Origin of the sequence: Klugiella xanthotipulae, from assembly GCF_006716695.1 — a bacterium.
GTDB classification, from domain to species: Bacteria; Actinomycetota; Actinomycetes; order Actinomycetales; family Microbacteriaceae; genus Klugiella; species Klugiella xanthotipulae.
The window spans coordinates 617,294-634,694 of sequence record NZ_VFPN01000001.1; the positions used below are offsets into that span (position 1 = coordinate 617,294).

General features: G+C 61.4%; 24 protein-coding genes. 1 reads left to right on the plus strand and 23 read right to left on the minus strand.

Translation table 11 applies throughout. The features are described from left to right. Positions 1 to 89 precede the first annotated feature (89 nt). The 4 genes from FB466_RS02725 to FB466_RS02740 are packed head-to-tail and all read right to left on the minus strand — an operon-like array spanning position 90 to position 3,948. Positions 90 to 1,583, minus strand: coding sequence for a PTS mannitol transporter subunit IIBC (locus FB466_RS02725; protein ID WP_141915635.1), 1,494 nt, complete (start codon positions 1,581 to 1,583; stop codon positions 90 to 92). Further along, positions 1,580 to 3,283 (minus strand): phosphoenolpyruvate--protein phosphotransferase, encoded by a 1,704-nt coding sequence (ptsP, locus tag FB466_RS02730; protein WP_141915637.1) that lies wholly within the window; start codon positions 3,281 to 3,283, stop codon positions 1,580 to 1,582. Before ptsP ends, FB466_RS02725 begins: the two co-directional genes overlap by 4 nt. Before the next feature lie 4 nt (positions 3,284 to 3,287). Next, entirely contained in the window at positions 3,288 to 3,554 is a 267-nt protein-coding gene (locus FB466_RS02735; protein ID WP_141915638.1) for an HPr family phosphocarrier protein, read from the minus strand. Beyond that, the gene (locus tag FB466_RS02740) at positions 3,547 to 3,948 is read right to left on the minus strand and encodes a PTS sugar transporter (RefSeq protein WP_141915640.1); all 402 of its coding nucleotides are present in this window, start codon (positions 3,946 to 3,948) and stop codon (positions 3,547 to 3,549) included. Before FB466_RS02740 ends, FB466_RS02735 begins: the two co-directional genes overlap by 8 nt. Before the next feature lie 212 nt (positions 3,949 to 4,160). Here FB466_RS02740 and FB466_RS02745 point away from each other — a divergent pair, with 212 nt between their 5' ends. Next, the gene (locus tag FB466_RS02745; protein ID WP_141915641.1) at positions 4,161 to 6,164 is read left to right on the plus strand and encodes a BglG family transcription antiterminator; all 2,004 of its coding nucleotides are present in this window, start codon (positions 4,161 to 4,163) and stop codon (positions 6,162 to 6,164) included. A gap of 33 nt (positions 6,165 to 6,197) precedes the next feature. Here the strand turns inward: FB466_RS02745 and FB466_RS02750 are convergent, their stop codons facing one another. The 19 genes from FB466_RS02750 to rplV all read right to left on the minus strand — a co-directional run bounded on the left by FB466_RS02750 (position 6,198) and on the right by rplV (position 17,384). Further along, entirely contained in the window at positions 6,198 to 7,112 is a 915-nt protein-coding gene (locus FB466_RS02750) for a polysaccharide deacetylase family protein (RefSeq protein WP_141915643.1), read from the minus strand. A gap of 6 nt (positions 7,113 to 7,118) precedes the next feature. Continuing rightward, entirely contained in the window at positions 7,119 to 7,796 is a 678-nt protein-coding gene (locus FB466_RS02755; protein ID WP_170205990.1) for a DsbA family protein, read from the minus strand. A 34-nt stretch (positions 7,797 to 7,830) separates the two neighbouring features. Then, positions 7,831 to 8,664 (minus strand): type I methionyl aminopeptidase, encoded by an 834-nt coding sequence (gene map, locus FB466_RS02760; RefSeq protein WP_141915646.1) that lies wholly within the window; start codon positions 8,662 to 8,664, stop codon positions 7,831 to 7,833. A 37-nt stretch (positions 8,665 to 8,701) separates the two neighbouring features. Further along, positions 8,702 to 9,274, minus strand: coding sequence for an adenylate kinase (locus tag FB466_RS02765; RefSeq protein WP_141915648.1), 573 nt, complete (start codon positions 9,272 to 9,274; stop codon positions 8,702 to 8,704). Then, positions 9,271 to 10,593 carry a preprotein translocase subunit SecY gene (secY, locus tag FB466_RS02770; RefSeq protein ID WP_141915649.1) on the minus strand — a complete coding sequence of 441 codons (1,323 nt, stop codon included), beginning with the start codon at positions 10,591 to 10,593 and terminating at the stop codon, positions 9,271 to 9,273. The genes FB466_RS02765 and secY overlap by 4 nt, the downstream gene beginning before the upstream one ends. 185 nt (positions 10,594 to 10,778) lie before the next feature. Then, on the minus strand, positions 10,779 to 11,426 hold the full coding sequence (gene rplO, locus FB466_RS02775) for a 50S ribosomal protein L15 (RefSeq protein ID WP_141915651.1): 648 nt from the start codon (positions 11,424 to 11,426) through the stop codon (positions 10,779 to 10,781). Continuing rightward, the gene (gene rpmD, locus FB466_RS02780; RefSeq protein WP_141915653.1) at positions 11,426 to 11,608 is read right to left on the minus strand and encodes a 50S ribosomal protein L30; all 183 of its coding nucleotides are present in this window, start codon (positions 11,606 to 11,608) and stop codon (positions 11,426 to 11,428) included. The genes rplO and rpmD overlap by 1 nt, the downstream gene beginning before the upstream one ends. Continuing rightward, a complete protein-coding gene (rpsE, locus tag FB466_RS02785) occupies positions 11,608 to 12,330 on the minus strand; it encodes a 30S ribosomal protein S5 (protein WP_141915654.1) in 723 nt (240 codons plus the stop codon). Before rpsE ends, rpmD begins: the two co-directional genes overlap by 1 nt. Continuing rightward, positions 12,327 to 12,698 (minus strand): 50S ribosomal protein L18, encoded by a 372-nt coding sequence (gene rplR / locus FB466_RS02790; protein ID WP_141915656.1) that lies wholly within the window; start codon positions 12,696 to 12,698, stop codon positions 12,327 to 12,329. The genes rpsE and rplR overlap by 4 nt, the downstream gene beginning before the upstream one ends. Positions 12,699 to 12,700: 2 nt before the next feature. After that, the gene (gene rplF, locus FB466_RS02795; RefSeq protein WP_141915657.1) at positions 12,701 to 13,237 is read right to left on the minus strand and encodes a 50S ribosomal protein L6; all 537 of its coding nucleotides are present in this window, start codon (positions 13,235 to 13,237) and stop codon (positions 12,701 to 12,703) included. Positions 13,238 to 13,244: 7 nt separating this feature from the next. Beyond that, complete coding sequence (rpsH, locus tag FB466_RS02800) at positions 13,245 to 13,643, minus strand: 30S ribosomal protein S8 (RefSeq protein WP_141915659.1); 399 nt, start codon at positions 13,641 to 13,643, stop codon at positions 13,245 to 13,247. Between the two features lie 183 nt (positions 13,644 to 13,826). After that, positions 13,827 to 14,417, minus strand: coding sequence for a 50S ribosomal protein L5 (gene rplE / locus FB466_RS02805; protein ID WP_141915661.1), 591 nt, complete (start codon positions 14,415 to 14,417; stop codon positions 13,827 to 13,829). Then, on the minus strand, positions 14,417 to 14,776 hold the full coding sequence (gene rplX, locus FB466_RS02810; protein WP_141915663.1) for a 50S ribosomal protein L24: 360 nt from the start codon (positions 14,774 to 14,776) through the stop codon (positions 14,417 to 14,419). Before rplX ends, rplE begins: the two co-directional genes overlap by 1 nt. Before the next feature lie 2 nt (positions 14,777 to 14,778). After that, the gene (rplN, locus tag FB466_RS02815; protein WP_141915664.1) at positions 14,779 to 15,147 is read right to left on the minus strand and encodes a 50S ribosomal protein L14; all 369 of its coding nucleotides are present in this window, start codon (positions 15,145 to 15,147) and stop codon (positions 14,779 to 14,781) included. A gap of 30 nt (positions 15,148 to 15,177) precedes the next feature. Then, positions 15,178 to 15,495 carry a 30S ribosomal protein S17 gene (gene rpsQ, locus FB466_RS02820; RefSeq protein ID WP_141915666.1) on the minus strand — a complete coding sequence of 106 codons (318 nt, stop codon included), beginning with the start codon at positions 15,493 to 15,495 and terminating at the stop codon, positions 15,178 to 15,180. A 2-nt stretch (positions 15,496 to 15,497) separates the two neighbouring features. Next, positions 15,498 to 15,812: a 50S ribosomal protein L29 gene (rpmC, locus tag FB466_RS02825; protein WP_141915667.1), complete on the minus strand. Its 315-nt coding sequence runs from the start codon at positions 15,810 to 15,812 to the stop codon at positions 15,498 to 15,500. Further along, positions 15,812 to 16,231: a 50S ribosomal protein L16 gene (gene rplP / locus FB466_RS02830; RefSeq protein ID WP_141915669.1), complete on the minus strand. Its 420-nt coding sequence runs from the start codon at positions 16,229 to 16,231 to the stop codon at positions 15,812 to 15,814. The genes rpmC and rplP overlap by 1 nt, the downstream gene beginning before the upstream one ends. Before the next feature lie 2 nt (positions 16,232 to 16,233). Then, on the minus strand, positions 16,234 to 17,001 hold the full coding sequence (gene rpsC / locus FB466_RS02835; protein ID WP_141915670.1) for a 30S ribosomal protein S3: 768 nt from the start codon (positions 16,999 to 17,001) through the stop codon (positions 16,234 to 16,236). Then, positions 17,001 to 17,384, minus strand: a complete 384-nt coding sequence (gene rplV, locus FB466_RS02840; protein ID WP_141915672.1) for a 50S ribosomal protein L22 — start codon at positions 17,382 to 17,384, stop codon at positions 17,001 to 17,003. Before rplV ends, rpsC begins: the two co-directional genes overlap by 1 nt. Positions 17,385 to 17,401: the final 17 nt, after the last annotated feature.

Below are 17,401 nucleotides of genomic sequence, written 5' to 3' on the forward strand. Positions count from 1 at the left end.
TCACGGTCTTGTACCTTCTCGTCATTGAATTTCTGGGGGGTGCACACGAGCAGTGGGGTGGCGCGGAACACCCGCGCCACCCCACCCGGCTAGGGCTGGTCGGCGACGGCCTGAACAACCTCGTCGTACCGAGGGCTGTTCATGAAGTTATCCACCGAAACGTGCTGGGCGCTCGGGATCTTACCCAGGGCCCTCTCCGTGAGATCCTTGTGCGTGATCACGATCTGAGCCTCACCGTCCACCAGATTAGCGATGGCCTTGTTGGTCACGGTAATACCCGCTACGCCCGCCTTCTTGAGCTTATTGCGAAGAACCGAGGCCCCCATCGCACTGGAACCCATACCGGCATCACAGGCGAAGATGATGCTCGTGACCGGGGCCACAGTGGTGAGGGTCGCGGTGCTCGCTGTGGGCGTGGCCTCCGCCCCATTCTCGCCGAGAAGCGAACCCACACGGCTCTCGCCGCCCTTGTTTGCTGCGTTCTGAGACACGGCCTCAGCAAGCTTATTCTCACCCGCAGCCTCTGCCGCAAGATCACGGCTACGGCTCGCTCGGAGGATCACCGCGGCGACCAGGAACGATACGGTCGCCGAGAGGATCACCGAGAGGATCACACCCACATAACTATCGCTCGCGGTCTGGATCAGAATGGCGATGATGCTGCCGGGAGCAGCCGGGGCTCGAAGCCCGGTCTGGAAGATCAGGTTGGTCGCCACACCCGTCGCGCCGCCAGCAATCGCCGCAAGCACCAGGGCGGGCTTCATCAGCACATACGGGAAGTAGATCTCGTGGATACCGCCAAAGAACTGGATGATCATGGCACCGGGCGCGCTCGCCCGAGCCATCCCCACCCCGAAGATCGCAAACGCGAGCAGGATCCCCACGCCGGGCCCGGGGTTTGCCTCTAGCAGAAACAGAATCGACTTGCCGGCTTCGTCAGCCTGCTCGGTGCCCAGCGGTGTTAGCACGCCGTGGTTGATCGCGTTGTTCAGGAAGAACACCTTGGCCGGCTCAATAATGATGCTCGTGAGCGGCAACCAGCCGGTCTCAATCAGCCAGTTAACTCCCCCACCCAGCACGTGGGTGATCCAGGTGACGGCCGGACCGATGAGGTAGAAACCGCCGATAGCAAGGCCAAAGCCCACGATTCCCGCCGAGAACATATTGACCAGCATCTCGAAGCCGGGCTTAATCTTGTCCTCCCAGAGCCCGTCCAGCTTCTTCATGATCCAGGCCGCGAGCGGTCCCAGCGCCATAGCACCGATAAACATGTGGATGTCGGGGGCGGCCGCGATGGCCCCCATTGTGGCGATTGTCGCCACAACACCACCCCGGGTGTCGTAGACCATTCGACCACCGGTATTGGCGATCAGCAGCGGAAGTAGGTAGTGGATCGTGGGGCCAACGATGGAGGCAAGGCCCTCGTTGGGGGTCCATCCCACGTCAATAAAGAACGCGGTAATGAGACCCCAAGCGATGAATGCCGGGATGTTGGGCATCACCATCCCGCTGAGGAATGTACCGAACCTTTGTACCCCTACGCGGGCACCGTTACCGGCCGTGTCGGTTGACGTCGTAGTCATGATGAGTGTTCTTCTTTCTGTGTGGTGTGGGGGGTGCGATTATTGATCGCGGCGCGCACGGCGGTGCGGGCGTCGGCAGCATCGTCGGCGGCGAGCGCAACGAGCGCCAGCGCGCGCGCCTCTTCCCGGGTGTGCCCGCGCAATTCGGCGCGGACATCGGCGAGTGCCGCGGGAGACATGGAGAGCGTAGTTGCCCCCAGTCCCACGAGTACCACCGCGAGGAGCGGGTCGGCGGCGGCCTCGCCGCAGATACCGACGGGTTTACCGAGATCGGCCCCGGCATCTCCCACCATCTTGACGAGGTGCAGCACCGAGGGGTGCCACGGGTCCTGCAGATTGGACACCGAGCCAAGCATCCGGTCAGCCGCCATGGTGTACTGGGTGAGATCGTTGGTGCCGATCGAGGCGAACGCGGCGTGCTGGAGAATATTCGCCGCGCCGATTGCAGCGGAGGGCACCTCCACCATCACACCGACCGTACGCAGGCCAAGCTCGTGCGCGAGGGCCGTGAAGTAGCGAGTTTCCTCCACCGTCGCCACCATCGGGGCCATGACCCAGAGGTCGGATTCTGTATCGCCATCGGCCTCGGCCAGCGCGGTCAGCTGCTCCCGCAGAATATCCTCATTGGCGCGGAGGGCGCGCAGACCACGGACACCGAGCGCGGGGTTCTCCTCGCGGGCAGAGTTGAGGAAGGCGAGGGGCTTGTCGGCTCCCGCATCCAGGAGCCGGACAACAACCTTCCGGCCGGGAAAGGCCGCGAGTAACTCACGATACTTCTCGCGCTGCTCGACAACGGTTGGCGCGCTCGTGGCGTCGAGAAAGAGGAACTCGGTGCGGAAAAGGCCAACGCCCTCGGCCCCCGCGGCGAGCGCAGCCTGGATACCACCGGCCGAACCGAGGTTAGCCAACAGCGGTACGGCGGTACCGTCCGCGAGCGCACCGTCGGTGATCGGAGCGGCGGCCGCCGAACGCCTCGCGTCGCGGGCATCCTCGGCGCGAGCCACACTGGCCCGATCGGGGTTGGCCGTGACGATTCCAGTCGAGGCGTCAACAATCACGGTCGTGCCATCAGCCAGCTCCTGGGCACCCGCAACACCGACAACAGCAACAATGGCCTTATCGCGGGCAAGGATGGCGGTGTGGGCGGTTGGGCCCCCGTCGCTCGTCACGAGAGCCATCACCTTGTCGAGGTTGAGCAGGGCGGTATCGGCAGGCGCAAGATCGCGGGCCACCAGCACAAAGGGAGTCTCGGAGTCGGGCACACCGGGTGCGGGCACCCCCTGGAGGTGCGCGAGCACCCGACCCGACACATCGTCCAGATCGGTGGCGCGTTCGGCCATGTAGCCACCGAGGCCAATAAGCATGTCTCGGAACCCGCCAAAAGCGGTCCAGACCGCCATCTCGGCGGTCTTACCCTTGGCGAGCAGATCCGCAATCGAGGCTTTCAGGGTTGGATCCTGAGCCATCATGGCCTGGGCTTCCAGCACGTCCCGGGCAGTCCCGCCGGCACGCTCCCCTCGCGCCATCAGATCGGCGGCGACCGCGGCGAGGGAGACGTTGACGCGCTCGGTCTCCTCAGCTGCGGTGAGTTCGCTCACGGTGTCGCTGGGGGCTGGCAGGGGGTCAGGCATGCGGAGAACGGGACCAACCGCCAGCTGGCGGCCAATTCCGATTCCGTGCAGTGTACGTGTTTCTGACATATCGTTACGCGTCGTGGTCGGTTTCGAGCAACGTCACGAGATCAGCCAGAACGACATCCTCGTTGGCTCCCGTCACGCTCACGGTCACTTCGTCGCCGTGGCCAAGGCCGAGTGAAATAACCCCCAGGATGCTCGCCGCATTCACGGGTGCGCCGCCGGGCTTCGCAATGGTCACCTCGGCCCCGCTCGCCGCGGCAGTCTGGGCGAAGAGCGATGCCGGGCGGGCGTGCAATCCCTGCTGGGACAGAATGGTCACGGTTTTCTCAGCCATGAGATGGCCTCCTCGGTGTTGATGAATCGGTGGGAAGAATGGACGATTGAGAAGGGCCGTACGATGTTTCACGTGTGACGGGCCTGCCGGGGGTGTGCGCGGCCAGAACAGAGCGAGCGAGCGCCACAGCGGCGGCACCATCGAGCGTGCGCAGGACATCCTCAGGGACCACGCCGACGGCGGCGAGGGGATGCGTGACCGCAACCGCATCACGCTGTTCACTCAGGTGCGGACCCAACAGGACAACATCACCATCACACTGCGCGGCCAGTCCGGAGAGCGCCGAGACGTGTACCCTCACAGCGTCGCCGGTCGCCCGGATACTCGCCTCGATTCTGTGGGCGAGAAACGTGCTGGAGACACCCGCTCCACACACGACCGTTATGTTCCGCATCGCGGTAACCCCCTCACAACTCTGTGTTCAACAGTTATGTAACTCGTGACAGGCCAGTGGCATGTTCTCTTCATTCTCACCCCGTCGCCCCGAGACTTCCAGTAGTTTCATTTCCGCAGCGCCGGAAACGGCCTGACAGACTGGTCTGACGGTCCATCCCAACGACATTCTCGCTCCCGGTGCCCCGGTACGTCAGCGCCTAGAATAGGGAGGTGTCAACAGAACGCGCGAAGTCACTCGTGGCCTACCTCGCTCAGGCAGATGACTGGGTGACCGCCTCCGAGCTCGCGCACACCCTCGGGGTCACCACCCGCTCGGTACGCAACTATGCGACGGAGATGCGCGACCATTACGCCCCCTTTGAGGTGCTCATTCGTGGACCCCTCGGCTACCGCATCAACCGCGTCGCCCTCCAGGCCCACCACGAGGCCACCAGCGGCAACCTCTCCCCCGAGTCCACAGCGATCTCACGCGCCGGGATTGACCGCGGCAGCGAGCGTCCGGCCCATCGGCAACGGGCAATCGTCGAGTGGATCCTCGGCAACACCTCCCCCGTTGATCCACACGAAATAGCCGCCCACTTCTTCATCAGTGAATCCACGCTGGAGGCCGACCTCCGTCGGCAACGCCCCGTTGTCGCGCGCGCGGGCCTCACGCCCACCCGCCGGGCGAATGGCATCAGCATCGAGGGTCATGAGCCCAATAAGCGTCGCCTGCTCGCCACGCTCTATCTTGAAGACCTCGACAATAACGTGATTGACCTCACGGATGTGGCCCGCACCTACGGCGTGCCACCCCTGGGGCCCATCAAGACGGCCGTTATTGATCGACTCGAATCCTACGGCTACCGGGTCAACGAGTTCGGTCTCAGCAGCGTCCTCCTCAGCCTGGCGATCATCGCCTCGCGCATCCGCACGGGGCACTTTCTCGCCCCCGGCGATGCGGAACCGCTCGACGAGGATGACCAGCTCATCCCACTCGCAGCCGCCCTCCTGGAACAGGTCGCCACCCCGCCAGCACGCGCCGAGGAGGCGCGCCACCTCGCCCGGCTGATGCACACCCAGGTCGCCCGCGGCGGTAGCGTGAGCCCCGAGGACGACGCGGAGGAGCACGCTGACCCGCCCGCGCGCGCCGCGACCCGCCGCCGAAGCGCGGAGTCGCTGAGCGTCCTGCGCACCCAGGTGGCCGCCGCGGTCGAATTGGCCAGCCACCACTATGCGATCGCCCTCACCGACGACGAGCTTGTCACCAGGCTCACCGATCACGTGGCAAATATGCTCGACCGGATGCGCGACCAGCTCTCCTCGCCCAACCCCATGACCCGCTCACTCAAGACCCACTACCCCGTGGTTTACGACGTAGCTGTCTTCCTGGCAACCGAACTCAGTCGGGTCAACGGAGTAAGGGTTGACGAGAACGAGATCGCTTTCCTCGCCCTACACATCGGCTCATTCCTCGCCCAGCGCCCCTCCCGCACTCAGCGCGTCCGCTGCGCGTTTGTCTGCCCCGACTACTACAGCATGCACAGGTTCCTGCGCGAACGGATTGAGGAGGAACTCGCCGACATCATCGAGGTTGTCACGGTTGTGACCCGGACCGATGTCGCCTGGGCTCACCTGGAGGTTGACCTCATTCTCTCGACCATCCCGGCACCAACATCGGTGCATAATGTTCTCCAAATCCAGCCCTTTCTCACCGAGGAGGATGCTGAGCGCATCCGCGCCCGCGTCTCCCGCTTTCACCGCACCAAGCGTCGAGCCGCCCTCAAAGAACGGCTACTTCGCTACCTCTCACCCGAACTGTTCACCGCCCACCTTGACGTGTCCGACGAGAGTGAGGCGATCACCCACCTCGGCGGCCTGATGGTCGAACAAGGCATCATCGACGACTCCTACGTTCAGGGGGCGTTGGATCGTGAGCGGATGTCCTCAACCGCGTTTAACGACCTCATCGCCATTCCACACGCCCTCACAATGACCGCACGACGCACAGCAATCGCGATAGCCGTTACCAAGACGGCTCTGCCCTGGGGCAGCAGCCGGGTGCATGTGATCGCTTTTATCGCTTTCGCCGAGAGCGAGCGCAACGAGTTTCAATCGGTTTTTGACCAGCTGGTAAAGGTGTTCAGCTCACGTGAGGATGTCCAACACATCCTCCGATCGAGCGCCACCTTTGACGGGTTCATTGACGCACTCGCACGCGTGATGGACGCGTAGAGGGTCGCGAACGCGCCACACCGATGCCCCCCTCTAGCCGCCCGGTGCGTCGAGGTGGGCAAAAACCACACCTTGGGTGAGCAGTTCCGGAAGGGCCACAGCAAGCCCCGCGGCCGTCCCGCTATCCGGTCGATTCATATGCCCAATCAGGATGCCACCTGCCGAGACCGTCAACGCCTCGGCCCGCACCGTCTCGGCAGGGAAGGTGGCCCCACCATCCGCGTTGGTGCTGAACCCGATCACGGTCTCCCCCACGGCCTCCACGAGAGCAACGGCGACCTCGTCATAGTGGGCCGTACCCGAGCGAAACCACAGCGGCGGACGGCCGCAGAGCTCGGTCAGCACCTGGTGGTTACCCCACACCTCGTCAACCGCCTCGGCAACGGATGCCGTACCAGCGATCCCATAGGCCTCACGGCCCGACACCGAGAGTGGCCGATGCCTCGTGCCGTGATTTCCGAGCTGAACGAGCGGGTTGGCCGCCAAATTCTCGGCAACCCCCCGGTTCTGTTCGATCCACCGTGCGTTCAGAAATAGCGTCACGGGCACCGCCAGCCGGTCAAGGAGCGCGAGTAACTCCGAGTCCACCTCGCTGCCGTGCGGTCCACCGCACGCGTCGAGGGTCAGCGCGACCCGCTCCCGACCGGTCGCATCTGTTGGGACCGCCAGGCTTGTCACCACCCCCGTCACGGTGAGACCCCACTCGGTCGGCACGCGGCCTTCGAAGCGGGCTGAAACCGCGTTGGGGTCAATATTCGGCACGGGTATCGCCGGGGTCGGTGACGCGCTCACCGGCCCGGGAGATGTCAGCACAGCCGACGGCGATACGGAGACCTGAGCCGTCGGGTCCGGCCGGGCGGCACACGCGCTCAGGCCCAGAAGAGCTAGCCCTCCGCCCACCCCACCCAGCAGGTCGCGGCGGCGCAGGCCTGCGCCCTGGTCTGACACGACAACCTATTTACTGGTCAGCTGCCCGTTAACAAAACGCTTAAACTCCGCGTTGTCCCGTGGGTCACCCTCGTAAAGTGCACCGTTCACCAGCACGGTCGGCGTCCCGGTCACCTTCTCCAATTCACTGCCCTTGGGCATCTCGCCACCAAAAACGGCTTCCTGGGAATCCTTCACCCAGGTGACAAAGGTTCCGCCGTTAACACAGTCACTCAGGTCACCTGCCCCGGCCTTCTCGCCCAGGGCAATCATGTCGTCTGCGGTCCAATCGGTACCCTGCTTGGCAAAGATGAGCGCGATGAGGTCGGTCACAGATTCCGGTTTGGCCTCTGCCGCACAGGCCAGGGTGTTCGCTGCGGTGAGCGAACGTGTTTTGCCGCTTCCGGTGTCCATAAAGTGCAGCGGATGCACCACCAGAGTCGCCTCACCGTCCTCGACCATCCCCGCCAGGTACGCACCGTTGGCATTTTCAAAAGAGTTGCAGTGCCCGCACTGGAAATCAACCCAGATGTCGATACGGTCGGACCCCTCACCAACGGCTAAACCACCGTCCACCGCAATCGCCGGTGCGGCACCGGTGTCTGTGGATTGCGTCTCCGAGGTCGCGGGTGCACAACCTCCCAGGAGAACAATCAGAGCACCGGCAAGAACCGCACCCATAAAACGTGACGTGAGAGAGGACATATCCAACCTTTGCTCCGGGAAATCTGTGGCGGTGCTAGGGAATCGGAACCGGGGTGATCCCGAGCGGTTCCAACGCGGACGCACCGCCATCATGGGCCGTGAGAACCCAGATTCCACCAGTATGCACGGCAACGCTGTGCTCCCAGTGTGAAGCCATACCCCCGTCCATCGTGGTCACGGTCCAATCGTCATCCTGGATGAACGTCTCAATAGATCCGGTGACCACCATCGGCTCAATAGCGACAACCAGGCCGGGCTTCACCGCGGGGCCCCGCTCGCGCACTCGGTAGTTGAACACAGGCGGGTCCTCGTGCATGGCACGGCCGATGCCGTGACCAATGTAGTCGGTCAGGATACCGTAGTCACCCTGCGACTCAATATACGTTTGGATAGCATCACCCACCTCATTGAGGTGGGTGGCCCTCGCCAGGCGCGCAATGCCGTGCCAGAGCGACTGCTCAGTCACCTCACTCAGGCGCTGACGCTCGGCCACCACCTCGGGCCGCGAGTCATCCGGGATGACAACGGTGATCGCCGCGTCTCCGTTCCACCCGTTTATCTCGGCACCGCTGTCGATGGACACGATATCCCCCGGCTCCAGCACACGAGAGTTTGGAATGCCGTGTACCACGTCATCGTTCACCGAGGCACACACCATATGCCGGTAGCCGGGGACCAGTTTGAAGTTGGAGTGGCCCCCACGGGCAGCCAATGCGGCCTCCGCGGCGGCGTTGATGCGTAAAGTGGTGGCCCCTGCGCGGATGAGTTCGCGGGCAGCAGCGAGCGAATCGGCGGTCGCGAGCCCCGGTTCCACCATCTGGCGGAGCTGATCAGGTGTTTTATATAGCGACTTACGAAAGATACCCACTGTGTCCTCTACTGATGCGCGCCCGAGAGCAGCGTCGTTAGATTCCGAGCACGGATGCGATCCGGCCCGAAACCTCTTCTACCGTGCCGAGTCCGTTAACGCGGACCACCAGGTTGCGGGCGTCATAGGTCTCGATCAGCGGAGCGGTTTGTTCCTGGTACACGTCCTGGCGGTGGCGGATAACGTCTTCTGTATCATCCGCGCGGCCCTGCTCCTGTGCTCGCTTCAGCAGTCGGGCCACAACCTCGTCCGCGTCAGCCTCCAGCAGGACAACAGCGTCCAGCCGGGAACTCGTTGCGGAGAGGATACGGTCGAGTTCAACAACCTGCTCGGGGGTGCGGGGGTATCCGTCCAGAAGAAAACCCTCGAGGGCGTCCTCCTGGCCCAGGCGATCCTCCACAATCGCGTTGGTCAGGGAGTCGGGGACGTACCCACCGCTGCTCACAATGGATTGCACCTGAAGACCGAGCTCCGTGCCAGCCGAGATGTTGCTACGGAAGATATCGCCAGTAGAAATTGCGGGTATACCCAGGCGATCCGCGAGGATAGCGGCCTGTGTTCCCTTACCGGCTCCGGGGGGTCCTACGATCAACAACCGGCTGTGTGTCATTTAAGCAATCCCTCATAGTGACGCTGCTGGAGCTGCGCGTCAATCTGCTTCACGGTCTCGAGGCCCACACCAACGATGATGAGGATCGAGGCTCCACCGAACGGGAAGTTCTGGTTGGCCTGCACAATTGCCAGGGCGAGCAGCGGGATGAGCGCCACAAATCCGAGGTAGAGCGAGCCGGGGAAAGTGATACGGGTAAGGACGTAGTCGAGGTACTCGGCGGTGGGCCGTCCAGCCCGGATGCCGGGGATGAACCCACCATACTTCTTCATGTTCTCCGCAACCTCTTCCGGGTTGAACGTAATGGCGACGTAGAAGAACGTGAAACCAACGATCAGAAGGAAGTAGAACAGCATATACAGGGGCTGATCGCCCTGCGTGAGATAGTTTGAGATCCAGGTCACCCAGGGTGCAGCATCCTCACCCGGTTTGGGCTGGTTAAACTGCGCGATCAATGCGGGGAGGTAGAGCAGCGACGAGGCGAAGATGACGGGAACCACACCAGCCATGTTGACCTTGATGGGTATATAGGTGTTGTTTCCGCCGTACGTGCGTCGGCCCACAACCCGCTTGGCATACTGCACCGGGATACGTCGCTGTGATTGTTCCACAAAGACCACAAGCCCGATGATCACGATACCCACCGCGATCACGAGGAAGAACACGTTCCACCCCTTGGCCTGCTGGATGGCCCCGAGCGAGCCGGGGAACTGCGCCGAGATCGAGGTAAAGATAAGGAGCGACATTCCGTTACCCACGCCGCGCTCTGTGATGAGCTCACCCATCCACATGATGAGCCCGGTACCGGCGGTCATGGTGATCACCATCAGCAGAATGGCATACCACGAGTTATCGGTCAGCAGGTTTGCACACTCGGTGGAGGTGTTCGTGCCAAAGAGGAGTCCGCTGCGTGCAACAGTAATCAACGTGGTTGATTGCAAAACAGCCAACGCAATGGTGAGGTATCGGGTGTACTGGGTCAGGCGACCCTGTCCGGCCTGCCCCTCCTTGTGAAGAGTCTCAAAGTGAGGGATGACCACCCGAAGCAGCTGAGTGATAATCGACGCCGTAATGTACGGCATAATTCCCAGCGCGAAGATAGAGAGTTGCAGGAGGGCGCCACCGCTGAAGAGGTTGACGAGTTCGTAGAGGCCAGAGGTGCTCTGATTGAGCTTAAGACAGGCCTGCACATTTCCAAAGTCCACGAAGGGTGCCGGGATAAAGGATCCCAGGCGGAAGATCGCAACGATACCGAGCGTGAACCCGATTTTGCGACGAAGGTCCGGTGTGCGAAAAATTCGGCCAATGGCGCTGAACAAAAAAGCCTCCTGCTTTGTGTACCGTTATCCCCAACGGCTAGGTGAGGTTACCGATTATTGAGCCTACACGTATGTAGGCCTCATAATTGCGGTTATATGGCGCGATACCCAACTCTGACGCCCACCGTGATGAGATAACTCTCATGCAACCGGGCCGAATGGGTACCGCACCATACAATCGGTTATTAGTTTACTGAACCGCCAGCGGCAACAATCTTCTGCTCTGCAGAGCCAGAAACCTTGTCCACCGACACGTTGAGCTTGACCGAGATATCGCCGTCACCAAGGACCTTGACGCGCTCGTTCTTGCGAACTGCGCCCTTAGCCACGAGGTCACTCGTCGTGACATCGCCACCTCCGGGATACAGGTCGGCAAGCTTGTTCAGGTTCACAACCTGATACTCAACACGGAACGGGTTCTTAAATCCGCGCAGTTTGGGGGTGCGCATGTGCAGCGGCATCTGCCCACCCTCAAATCCAACGCGAACCTGATAGCGAGCCTTGGTACCCTTGGTACCGCGGCCAGCCGTCTTACCCTTCGAACCCTCACCACGGCCGACACGCGTGCGTGCGGTCTTGGCTCCGGGAGCCGGACGAAGATGATGAACCTTCAGCACCTGCTCGCGCTTCTCGGCGGGCTCAGCCTTCTTCGCAGCCTTAGCTGCGGGCTTCTTGGCAACGCCCGTCTCGGCATCCGCGGTGGCGACTGCCTTCTTAGCTGCGGGCTTCTTCACCTCAGCTGCGGGGGCTGCCTTGTCAGCGGCCTTCGCAGCGGGGGCCTTCTCTGCGGGGGCCACAGCCTCCGTCTTTACGGCTTTTTTCTCTTCAGCCATTAGTCGATCTCCTCAACCTTGACCAGGTGAGCAACAGTCTTCACGTATCCACGGTTCACACTGTTGTCTTCGCGAACGGTGACCTGACCGATCTTGCGAAGACCCAGGCTGCGAAGCGTGTCGCGCTGGTTCTGCTTCTCACTAATTTTTGACTTGATCTGCGTAATCCGGAGCTGAGCCATTAGGCACCTGCCTTTGCCGCGGCAGCCTCGGCTGCCGCATCTGCTTCGGCACGAACCAGGCGAGCCGGTGCGACCTGATCGAAATCAAGTCCGCGACGTGCGGCAACCGCGCGAGGCTCTTCGAGCTGCTTCAGTGCCGTAACCGTGGCGTGCACGATATTGATGGTGTTTGACGAACCCAGTGACTTGCTCAGGACGTCGTGGATGCCAGCGCACTCCAGTACCGCACGCACCGGTCCACCGGCAATAACACCGGTACCAGCAGCAGCGGGACGAAGCAGAACCACTCCGGCAGCAGCCTCCCCCTGTACGGGGTGAGGAATAGTCTTGCGGACGCGAGGAACGCGGAAGAAGTTCTTCTTCGCTTCCTCAACACCCTTAGAGATTGCGAGGGGAACTTCCTTGGCCTTGCCGTAGCCGACGCCGACAGTTCCGTTACCGTCTCCCACAACCACGAGGGCGGTGAAGCTGAAACGACGTCCACCCTTCACAACCTTCGATACCCGGTTGATGGTCACGACGCGCTCCAGGAACTGGCTCTTGTCGTTGTCACGGCTACCGCGATCTCCACGGTTGGGGTTACGCTCACGGCTACCGCGGCGAGCCTCACGGGGCTCGTTACGGTTGTCCTGCGCGGGTGCCTCAGCAGCGGTCTGCGCCTCAGCAACCTCAGTGGTCGCTGCTTCTGCAGTCACCTCTTGCTCCTTCGTTTCGTTGCTCACAGGCTCAAACCAGCCTCTCGAGCTCCCTCAGCAATAGCAGCTACGCGACCCGCGTACTTGCTACCACCACGGTCAAATACAACGGCCTCAATACCGGCCTTCTTAGCGCGCTCGGCAACCAGTTCGCCGACCTTGCGTGACTTGGCGGTTTTATCACCGTCAAGAGCGCGCAGATCTGCCTCCATAGTTGAAGCGGATACGAGGGTACGGCCCAGTGCGTCGTCAACAACCTGAACAAACACGTGACGTGCCGAACGGGTGACTACCAGGCGGGGACGTACTGCCGTGCCAACAACCTTCTTGCGGAGGCGGGTGTGGCGACGTGAACGTGCCGCGGTGCGGCTCTTGCCACTCTTAACAACGGCCATGGTTACTTACCAGCCTTTCCAGCCTTGCGGCGAACAACTTCTCCCGCGTACCGCACGCCCTTACCCTTGTAGGGTTCGGGCTTACGGATCTTGCGGATGTTAGCAGCTGCCTCACCGACAGCCTGCTTGTCGATTCCGCGCACAGTGAGCTTGTTGTTGCCCTCCACCTCAAAGGTGATGCCTGCCGGCGGCTCGATAATGACGGGGTGCGAAAACCCGAGCGCAAACTCGACTCCGCTACCCTTGGCCTGAACACGGTAACCAGTTCCAACGACCTCAAGGCCCTTGGAGTATCCTTCGGTCACACCGACGATCTGGTTGCTGATCAGGGTACGAGTGAGACCGTGCAGCGAACGCGACTCGCGCTCGTCGTTCGGGCGGCTCACGAGAACCTGACCGTCTTCGATAACGACCTGGATAGGCTGCGAAACCGTCAGTGACAGCTGGCCCTTCGGTCCTTTAACGGTGACATCCTGGCCGCTGACGGAAACGTCTACCCCGGCAGGGATGCTAATAGGAAGTCTTCCAATACGTGACATCTTCTGGCTACCACACGTAGGCGAGAACTTCTCCGCCCACGCCCTTCTTCTCAGCCTGACGGTCTGTCAGAAGACCGGAGGAGGTGGACAGGATTGCAACGCCGAGACCGCCGAGTACCGTGGGGATTTCGGTGGACTTTGCGTAGACGCGGAGACCGGGCTTGGACACCCGCTTGATCCCGACTATGGAACGCTCACGGTTCGGACCGTACTTGAGCGTGAGAGTGAGGGTGGTGCCGACGCGGGCATCTTCCACCTTCCAGTCGGCGATATAACCCTCTTTTTTGAGGATCTCTGCGATGTGTGACTTCAGCTTGCTGCCGGGCAGCGACACCTGGTCGTGGTACGCCGAGTTGGCGTTGCGCAGTCTGGTCAGCAGGTCTGCGACCGGATCTGTCATTGTCATGTGTGTGTCTTCTTTCTCGCCTGGTTTCCTCAGCCGTTACACAACGGAGGACCTGTGGTGGTAGATGTGTTATTGAGTTGTGGATGATCGGGTGGCCCCCACGCACGCGCGAAGACCACCCGATCTACCTTAGTTGCTCGCTGCCAAATTCCCGCACACTTTCGGAAATCCGGCACCGGCAGACTAGTTTGCCTCTGCCGCCTTGAACGGGAAGCCGAGCGCCTTAAGCAGCGCGCGACCCTCATCATCGGTCTGCGCGGTGGTCACGACGGTGATGTCGAAACCGCGCACGCGGTCGATCTTGTCCTGGTCGATTTCGTGAAAAACACTCTGCTCGGTAATACCGAACGTGTAGTTTCCATTCCCATCGAACTGACGATCACTCAATCCGCGGAAGTCGCGGATACGGGGCAGCGCCAGTGACAGCAGACGGTCGAGGAACTCCCACGCGCGATCACCGCGGAGGGTGACGTGCGCACCAATAGCCTGACCCTCACGCAGCTTGAACTGCGCAATGGACTTGCGGGCCTTGGTGACCTTGGGCTTCTGACCCGTGATCTTGGTGAGGTCGGCAATCGCGCCATCGATGATCTTGCCATCGCGGGCAGCCTCACCAACACCGGAGTTGACGACGATCTTGACCAGGCCAGGAACCTGATGCACATTGGTGTACCCCAGGTCCGTGGTGAGCTGAGCAATGATCTCGTTCTTATACTTCTGCTTCAGGCGCGGCTGGATTTTGCCAGCGGTCGCGGCAGTCTCGGTTGCAGTCATTAGAGGTCCTTACCTGACTTCTTTGCGTAGCGAACACGAACGGTCTTGGTAGCACCGTTCTTCTCGACCTCTTCGACGCGGTAACCCACGCGAGTAGGCTTCTTGGTCTTCGGGTCAACGAGAGCAACGTTCGACACGTGGATGGGAGCCTCGTGTTGTTCGAGACCGCCCTCCTTGCTGCCGCGGTTACTCTGGCTCACACGTACGTGCTTGGTGACGTAGTTGATGCCCTCAACGATGACGCGATTCTTTTCGGTCAGTACCTCAAGAACACGGCCCTGCTTACCGCGGTATCCACCACGGCTCTGCTTGGCTCCGCTGATGACCTCAACCAGGTCGCCCTTTTTGATGTTTGCCATGATTAGATAACCTCCGGTGCCAGCGAGACGATCTTCATGAACTTCTTGTCACGAAGCTCGCGACCAACCGGTCCGAAGATACGGGTACCACGGGGGTCTCCGTCGGTCTTCAGGATGACGGCGGCGTTCTCGTCGAACTTGATGTAGGAACCGTCGGGACGACGTGTTTCCTTCTTCGTGCGAACGATGACGGCCTTGACGATGTCACCCTTCTTCACGTTTCCACCGGGGATAGCATCCTTGACGGTTGCCACGATGGTGTCACCCAATCCTGCGTAACGACGACCCGAGCCGCCGAGAACGCGGATGGTAAGCAGCTCCTTGGCACCGGTGTTATCGGCAACCTTGACTCTGGATTCCTGTTGAATCACTTCTTACTCCTTCTGTAAGTAAGCCGGGGCTTACTTAGCCTTCTCGAGGATCTCGACCAGGCGCCAGCGCTTGGTAGCGCTGGTGGGACGGGTCTCGTTGATGAGCACGAGGTCGCCAATGCCGGCGGTGTTGTTCTCGTCGTGCGCCTTCACCTTGGATGTACGACGGATGACCTTGCCATAGAGGGGGTGCTTGACGCGGTCCTCAACCTCAACAACAATCGTCTTGTCCATCTTGTCGCTCGTGACATAGCCACGGCGGGACTTGCGGTACCCGCGCGCTGCATCATCACGCACGTCGCGCGCGGCCGACTCGTGGCCGTCGGTCTTGTCTTCGACCTGTGCCATGATTAGGCCTCCTTCGTCTCTGCAGCCTCGGTTGCCTCAGCAGCCTTAGCCTTCTTGGTTTTCTTCTCCGCCACGGGGGCAGCGAGAGGGGCAGGCGTGGCCCGAATCCCCAACTCGCGCTCACGAATGACGGTGTAGATGCGCGCAATATCGCGCTTCACCTGGCGAACTCGACCGTGGCTTTCCAGCTGGCCGGTAGCCGACTGGAAGCGCAGGTTGAACAGTTCACCCTTTGCCTTACGAAGCTCCTCTACGAGGCGCTCGTCCTCGAAAGTGTCGAGCTCTGCGGGGTTGAGCTCTTTAGATCCGATCGCCATTACGCGTCACCCTCCTCACGCTTGATAATTCGGGCTTTGAGCGGAAGCTTGTGGATGGCGCGGGTCAGCGCCTCGCGTGCAAGCTCCTCGTTAACTCCGGCGACCTCGAAGAGGACGCGACCCGGCTTGACATTTGCCACCCACCACTCCGGTGAACCCTTACCCGAACCCATGCGGGTTTCCGCAGGCTTCTTGGTCAGAGGACGGTCGGGATAGATGTTGATCCATACCTTTCCACCACGCTTGATGTGACGGGTCATCGCGATACGAGCGGACTCGATCTGACGGTTGGTCACATACGCGGGGGTGAGGGCCTGGATGCCGTATTCACCAAAGCTCACAGTGGTGCCACCCTTTGCCTGGCCACTACGGCCGGGGTGGTGCTGCTTGCGGTACTTGACTCGACGTGGAATAAGCATATTTACTTCTCCGCTCCTGCTACAGCCGGTGCCTCAACCTGCGCGTTGCTGTTACGCGGCGCACGACGGCGGTCACCGCGCTCGGGGCGCGACGACTTTTGAGCCGCCTGCTCGCGAGCGAGTTCCTTGTTGGTGATGTCACCCTTGTAGATCCACACCTTCACGCCGATGCGGCCGAAGGTGGTCTTTGCCTCGTAGAAGCCGTAGTCGATGTTCGCGCGAAGTGTGTGCAGTGGCACGCGACCCTCACGGTAGAACTCCGAACGGCTCATCTCAGCGCCGCCAAGACGGCCGGACACCTGAATACGTACACCCTTGACGGTGGAGGTGCGCTGGGCACCCTGCAGCCCCTTACGCATCGCGCGGCGGAAAGCCACACGAGCGGAGAGTTGCTCGGCAATACCCTGTGCAACCAGCTGAGCCTCAGCCTCGGGGTTCTTGACCTCAAGGATGTTCAGCTGAATCTGCTTGCCCGTGAGCTTTTCCAGGTCGGCGCGAATGCGCTCGGCCTCGGCTCCACGACGACCGATAACGATTCCGGGGCGTGCCGTGTGGATGTCCACACGTACACGATCACGGGTACGCTCAATCTCGATACGAGCAACGCCCGCGCGGTCAAGGGTGGTTGCGAGTAGACGACGGATCTTGATGTCTTCTGCAACGTAGTCGGCATAACGCTGACCCGGCTTGGTGCTGTCGGAGAACCAGCGCGACACGTGGTCGGTGGTGATTCCCAGACGGAAGCCATAGGGGTTTACTTTCTGGCCCATTACTTGGCTCCCTTCTTCCCGGCCTCGACCTCATCAGGAGTCGCGAGGACTACCGTGATGTGGCTGGTGCGCTTATTGATACGGAACGCACGACCCTGTGCACGGGGGCGGAAACGCTTGAGGGTTGCACCCTCGTCAACGTATGCCTTCGACACATAGAGATCCTGCTCATCCAGATAGCTGTTTGTCGCGTCTGCCTTCACCCGGGCGTTAGCCATTGCCGAAGCAACCAGCTTGAACACCGGCTCACTCGCGCTCTGCGGCGCGAACTTGAGAATGGCTAGTGCCTCCTCTGCCTGCTTACCGCGGATCAGGTTAACGACGCGGCGAGCCTTCATGGGGGTAACGCGGATGTGACGAACGCGTGCGATCGACTCAACCATTTCTTTTCCTCCTTATC